5 protein-coding genes and 1 pseudogene are annotated in these 5,730 nt (G+C 67.8%); 4 read left to right on the forward strand and 2 right to left on the reverse strand.

The window, feature by feature from the left end:
* A pseudogene (locus AB4Y84_RS11170) lies at positions 1-201 on the forward strand (bacteriohemerythrin); the annotation flags it as partial.
* On the opposite strand, the gene AB4Y84_RS11175 reads toward AB4Y84_RS11170, so the two are convergent.
* Complete coding sequence (locus tag AB4Y84_RS11175; protein WP_080149309.1) at positions 202-1,482, reverse strand: MFS transporter; 1,281 nt, start codon at positions 1,480-1,482, stop codon at positions 202-204. It abuts the pseudogene before it with no gap.
* Here AB4Y84_RS11175 and AB4Y84_RS11180 point away from each other — a divergent pair.
* Positions 1,469-1,591 (forward strand): hypothetical protein, encoded by a 123-nt coding sequence (locus AB4Y84_RS11180; RefSeq protein ID WP_312112949.1) that lies wholly within the window; start codon positions 1,469-1,471, stop codon positions 1,589-1,591. The genes AB4Y84_RS11175 and AB4Y84_RS11180 overlap by 14 nt on opposite strands.
* 106 nt (positions 1,592-1,697) lie before the next feature.
* On the opposite strand, the gene AB4Y84_RS11185 is transcribed toward AB4Y84_RS11180, so the two are convergent.
* Positions 1,698-3,194 (reverse strand): aldehyde dehydrogenase, encoded by a 1,497-nt coding sequence (locus tag AB4Y84_RS11185; RefSeq protein WP_442243728.1) that lies wholly within the window; start codon positions 3,192-3,194, stop codon positions 1,698-1,700.
* 202 nt (positions 3,195-3,396) lie between these two features.
* Between AB4Y84_RS11185 and AB4Y84_RS11190 the strand changes: the two genes are divergently transcribed.
* Both AB4Y84_RS11190 and AB4Y84_RS11195 read left to right on the forward strand, forming a co-directional pair.
* Entirely contained in the window at positions 3,397-4,749 is a 1,353-nt protein-coding gene (locus AB4Y84_RS11190; protein ID WP_442250136.1) for an aspartate aminotransferase family protein, read from the forward strand.
* 63 nt (positions 4,750-4,812) lie between these two features.
* On the forward strand, positions 4,813-5,697 hold the full coding sequence (locus AB4Y84_RS11195) for a plasmid replication/partition related protein (RefSeq protein WP_312786061.1): 885 nt from the start codon (positions 4,813-4,815) through the stop codon (positions 5,695-5,697).
* Positions 5,698-5,730: the final 33 nt, after the last annotated feature.

Consider the following 5,730-nt stretch of genomic DNA (forward strand, 5'->3'; position numbering starts at 1 on the left):
TCGGAATACCGCATGCGCTTCCAGGCCGGTGAGGACATCAGTGACGAGTTGCGCACCATGCTCTCGCGCTGGCTGTTCAACCACATCCGCGGCGACGACCAGGCCTATGCCGAACAGGTCAAGCAGCACCTGAACCAGTTTGCCCGCGAGCACCAGAGCGGCGGCTGGCTGGGCCGCACGCTCAAGCGCTTCTTCGGCTGATCAGCGCTGGCGGCGCTGCAGGGCGAGCAGCGCGCACAGGGTGATCACTGCGGTCAGGCACAGGTAGTAGCCGACCGCGACCAGCCCATAACGCTCGGCCAGCCAGGTCGCCAGGTACGGCGCCGGAGCTGCGCCAAGAATGCCGGCCAGGTTGAACGACAGCGAGGCACCGGTGTAGCGCACTTCCACCGGATAGATTTCGGCGAGGAACGTGCCGCACGGGCCGTAGGTCAGCCCCATCAGGAACAGGCCCAGGCACAGGAACGTCAGTACCAGCCACGGGCTGCCGGCCTGGAACAACGGCGCGAACAGCACACCGAAGCCGATGATCAGCAGGCTGGCGATGGCCATCGTGCGGCGCGTCCCCCAGCGGTCGCCGTAGCGCGCCGACAGCGGGATGCCGGCGGCGAAGAACAGCATCGCCACCATCTGCATCAGCAGGAACTGCTCGCGGCTGTAGCCGAGCACGGCGGTGCCGTGGCCGAGGCTGAACACCGTCATCAGATAGAACAGCACGAAGGTGGCGAACGCACCCAGCGTGCCCAGCAGCATCGGCAGCGGATGGTCGCGCAGCACCGTCCACATCGGCAGGCGCACCGGCGCCTTGCGCTCCAGCGCGCGCTTGAAATCCGGTGTCTCGTGGATGTTCAGCCGCACCCACAGGCCGAGGCCGACCAGCAGCGCGCTGGCAACGAACGGAATGCGCCAGCCCCATTGCAGGAAATCGTCCTGGCCCAGGCAGCGGCCGAGCAGCAGAAAGATCCCGGCTGACAGCAGGAAGCCGATCGGTGCACCCAGCTGCGGGAACATGCCGTACCAGGCACGCTTGCCCGGCGGTGCGTTCTCGGTGGCCAGCAGCACCGCCCCGCCCCATTCGCCGCCCAGGCCCAGGCCCTGGCCGAAGCGGCACAGCGCCAGCAGTGCCGGCGCCCACAGGCCGATCTGCGCATGGGTGGGCAGCAGACCGATGGCGACCGTGGACAGGCCCATGGTCAGCAGCGCGGCCACCAGGGTGGCCTTGCGGCCGATACGGTCCCCGAAGTGACCAAACACCGCCGAGCCCACCGGGCGTGCGATGAACGCCACCGCGAAGGTCGCCAGGGACTGCAGCAAGGCGGCCTGGTCGCTGCTTTCCGGGAAGAACAGGTGCGGGAACACCAGCACTGCGGCGGTGGCGTAGATGTAGAAGTCGAAGAACTCGATGGTGGTGCCGATCAGGCTGGCCAGCAGGACACGGCGGGGAGAATTCACGGGTGGCGCGGCAGCGGTGATCGTCGACATCGGCAAGGCGGGTAACGGCGGATCGACCGATTCTGCCACGGGGCAGTGGCTGTACGGGGCGATGGTTTCAGCCGACACCGATGCCAACGAATTCTCTCTGCGTGGATGAATCCCACCATGCCGCCTCTACAGTAGATCCACGCCATGCGTGGATGAATCTGCTCGGCGCCAACCAAGGTTGGCGTCTACCAAAGGCAGCCGGGCGCGGCTCGGCGCTACAACTGGATCCAGGTGGCCTTGATCTCGCTGTACTTGTCGAAGGCGTGCAGCGACTTGTCGCGGCCGTTGCCGGACTGCTTGTAGCCACCGAACGGTGCCGTCATGTCACCGCCGTCCCAGCCGTTCACCCACACGCTGCCCGCGCGCAGTTGGCGGGCTACGCGATGGGCGCGTCCAAGATCCCGCGTCCACAGGCCGGCGGCCAGTCCATAGCGACTGTCGTTGGCCAAGCGCACAGCCTCGGCTTCGTCATCGAAGCCGAGCACGGCCAGCACCGGGCCGAACACTTCCTCGCGGGCCAATGCCTGTTCCGGGCGTACCTGGTCGAACACCGTCGGCTGCACATAGCAACCGCCCGCCTCCACTTCGGCCCTCTGGCCGCCCAGCAGCAGGCGCGCGCCATCGGCTTCGGCCCGGGCGATATCGGCCAGTACCTTGTCCACGTGCGCGGCATCGACCAGCGCGCCCATCGGTGCATCGGCCTCCAGCGGATGGCGGGGCTGCATGCGTTGGCCGTAGGCGATCACCTGGTGCACGAAGTCATCGCGGATCGAACGCTGCACCAGCAACCGCGAACCGGCGGTGCAGACTTCGCCCTGGTTGAAGAAGATGCCCTGCGCCACGCCCTTGGCGGCCGCATCCAGGTCCGGCGCGTCGGCGAACACCACGTGCGGGCTCTTGCCACCGCATTCCAGCCAGACCCGCTTGAGGTTGGAGCGCCCCGCGTATTCGAGCAGCCTGGCGCCGGTAGCGGTGGAGCCGGTGAAGGCCAGCACGTCCACGTCCATGTGCAGGGCCAGCGGCTCGCCCACGCGTGAGCCGTGACCGGGCAACACGTTGAGCACGCCGTCCGGCAATCCCGCTTCGGCCGCCAGTGCGGCCAGCCGCAACGCACTCAGTGGCGAGCGCTCGGAGGGTTTCAGCACTACTGAATTTCCCATCGCCAAGGCCGGCGCGATCTTCCAGCACGCCATCAGCAGCGGAAAATTCCACGGCACGATGGCCGCCACCACGCCTGCGGCCTCGCGCGTGACCAGGCCCAGCTCGTGCGGACCGGTGGGGGCGATTTCACCGTACAGCTTGTCCACCGCTTCAGCGGTCCAGGTCAGGCAGCGCACCACGCCGGGAAGATCGATGCGACGCGCATCGCGGATCGGCTTGCCCATGTCCAGCGTTTCCAGCAGGGCCAGCTCATCGGCGTGCGTCTCCACCAGCGCGGCCAGCGCCAGCAGCACGCGCTTGCGATGGGTGGGGCTGGCCTGCGACCAGTGGCCTGCCTCGAACGCGCAGCGCGCCGAGGCCACCGCACGCTCGACGTCCTGTGCATCACAGTCGGCCACCGCACCCAGTACGCGCCCGTCGATCGGGCTGATGCAATCAAAGCGCGCGCCGCTGGCGGCATCCACGTAGCGGCCATCGATGAACGCTTGTCCGGGAATCGCCACGCGGCGGGACAGGGCCTGCCAGTGGCTGCGGTCGGGCAAGTGGGTCATGGGTCGCTCCAGCAATCAACGATCCTTGTTTATACCGGCGCGGCCGCGACCCCACCGTGATCGACCGCGCTGCGCGCTCGCCGGGCATGGCCCGGCGCTACCACAAGGTCGAGGCCCGAACGGTAGCGCCGGGCCATGCCTGCCGACAGATCCGTGACGCGGCTGCGCTAGAGTCACAACCATCGGACCCGATGGAGCCGGCATGAAAACCCCTGCAAGCGACCTGCACGACCTGGCCACCCAGCGCCCCGATTCACTGGACGCGTACTGGATGCCGTTCACTGCCAACCGCCAGTACAAGGGCGCGCCGCGCATGCTGGTACGCGCCGAGGGCATGCACTACGAAGACGTGGATGGGCGCGCCATCCTTGATGGCACCGCTGGCCTGTGGTGCTGCAATGCAGGGCATGCGCGCCGGCGCATCGTCGACGCGATCGCCGAGCAGGCCGCCACGCTCGATTACTCGCCCGCCTTCCAGATGGGTTCGCCGCCGGCCTTCGCCCTGGCGCAGCGACTGGCGGCGCTGGCTCCGGCCGGGCTGAACCACGTGTTCTTCACCAGCTCGGGCTCGGAGGCAGTGGATTCGGCGATGAAGATCGTGCTCGCCCATCACCGCCTGCGCGGCGAAGGCCAGCGCACGCGTTTCATCAGCCGCGAGAAGGCCTACCACGGGGTCGGCTTCGGCGGCATGGCCTTGGGCGGGCTGCCCAACAACCGCCGCCAGTTCGGTCTGCAGCTTGGTGGCGTGGACTACCTGCGCCACACCCTGGACCTGTCACGCAATGCCTTCAGCAAGGGCCTGCCGCGCCAGGGGGCCGAGCTGGCCGACGATCTGGAACGGCTGATCGCCCTGCACGATCCCTCCACCATTGCCGCCGTGTTCGTCGAGCCCATCGCCGGTTCGGCCGGTGTGATCCTGCCGGCACCGGGGTATCTGCAGCGCCTGCGCGAGATCTGCGACCAGCACGGCATCCTGCTGGTGTTCGATGAAGTCATCACCGGGTTCGGCCGGGTCGGCATGGCRTTCGCCGCACAGCGTTTCGGGGTCACCCCGGATCTGCTGACCTTTGCCAAGGGTGCCAGCAACGGCGCGGTGCCGCTGGGTGGCGTACTGGTCGGCGACAGTGTGCATGCCAGCTTCATGCAGGGTCCGCCACAGGCCATCGAGCTGTTCCATGGCTATACCTATTCGGGCCATCCCTTGGCCTGCGCGGCGGCGCTGGCCACGCTGGACGTCTACGCCGAGGAACGCCTGTTCGAGYGTGCGATCGAACTGGGCGAGTACTGGCAGGAGCGGTTGCATGCCCTGCAGGGGCTGCCGAACGTGATCGACATCCGCAACTTCGGCCTGGTCGGTGCGGTGGAGCTGGCGCCGCGCAAGGACGCCCCCGGCAGCCGTGGCTACGAGGTGTTCCGCCGCTGCTTCCATGACGGGCGCCTGCTGGTGCGCTGTACCGGCGACATCATCGCGCTGTCACCGCCGCTGATCGTGGACAAGGCACAGATCGACCAGATCACCGGCACCCTAAGCGAGATGATCCGGGCCACCGCCTGAGGCCAGGGCGGTGCTGGCGAGCAGGTACAATGGGCGGTTCCGCTCCTGCCTGTTGCCGTGCCCATGAACATCGTCGTCAAAGAAGAACTCAAGGCCTACATCGACCCGCTCACCGCCGACGAACACGAGGCGCTGGAGCGCAGCATCCTCGCCGAAGGCTGCCGCGATGCGCTGGTACTGTGGGGCGACGTACTGGTGGATGGACACAACCGCTTCGGCATCTGCCAGAAGCATGGACTGCCGTTCAACACCGTGCAGAACACCCGCTTCCAGAGCATGGAAGACGTGCACCTGTGGATGATCGAGCAGCACCTGGGCCGGCGCAGCGTTTCCGATTTCCAGCGCGGCGTGCTGGCCCTGCGCAAGCGCGACATCCTGTCCGCGCGCAAGCAGGTCGAACAGGCGCAGCTGCAGCGCGAAAGCGACGGCACCGCCGAGCCTGCCGACGAGGCCGGCGAAGACAGCCCACCGTGGGAACCGGCGCCGAAGATCAGCCGCGCCGAACTGGCCCGCGAAGCCAAGCTGAGCACCAGCCAGGTGGGCATGATCGAGCGCATCCACGCCCAGGCTGCGGCCGAGGTGGTGGAAGCGGTGAAGGCCGGCATGATCTCGATCAGCGCCGCCGCCGCCGTGGCCGACCTGCCGGAAGAAGAGCAGCGCGCGGCGGCTGCCGGTGGCAAGGATGAGCTAAAGCAGGCTGCAAAGCGCGTGCGTGAGTCCAAGCGCAAGCCGCGTGCGCCGAAGCCTGAACCGGAGTCGGCGGAAATGGACTTCGAAGAGGCCAACGAAGATGAGATCGCCAGCCGCGATGCCGAGGTGCTGGCCGCGCTGGAGCAGCTTGGCGAGGATACCCCGGCGCTGCGCCGCCGCGTGGTTGCCCTGACCCGCGAGAACGACACCCTGCGCGCACAGCTGGCCCACCTGCGCAGGCAGCTGGAAACGCTCTGAGCATCCCCCGGTAGTGCCGGCCGCTGGCCGGCA

This window comes from Stenotrophomonas sp. 2YAF22, assembly GCF_052114665.1.
GTDB classification, from domain to species: Bacteria; Pseudomonadota; Gammaproteobacteria; order Xanthomonadales; family Xanthomonadaceae; genus Stenotrophomonas; species Stenotrophomonas indicatrix.

Bases quoted from the DNA above. Each gene is read 5' to 3' on its own strand.
- AB4Y84_RS11175 (WP_080149309.1), bottom strand. From the start codon at position 1,482: ATGTCGACGATCACCGCTGCCGCGCCACCCGTGAATTCTCCCCGCCGT.
- AB4Y84_RS11185 (WP_442243728.1), bottom strand. From the start codon at position 3,194: ATGACCCACTTGCCCGACCGCAGCCACTGGCAGGCCCTGTCCCGCCGC.
- AB4Y84_RS11195 (WP_312786061.1), top strand. From the start codon at position 4,813: ATGAACATCGTCGTCAAAGAAGAACTCAAGGCCTACATCGACCCGCTC.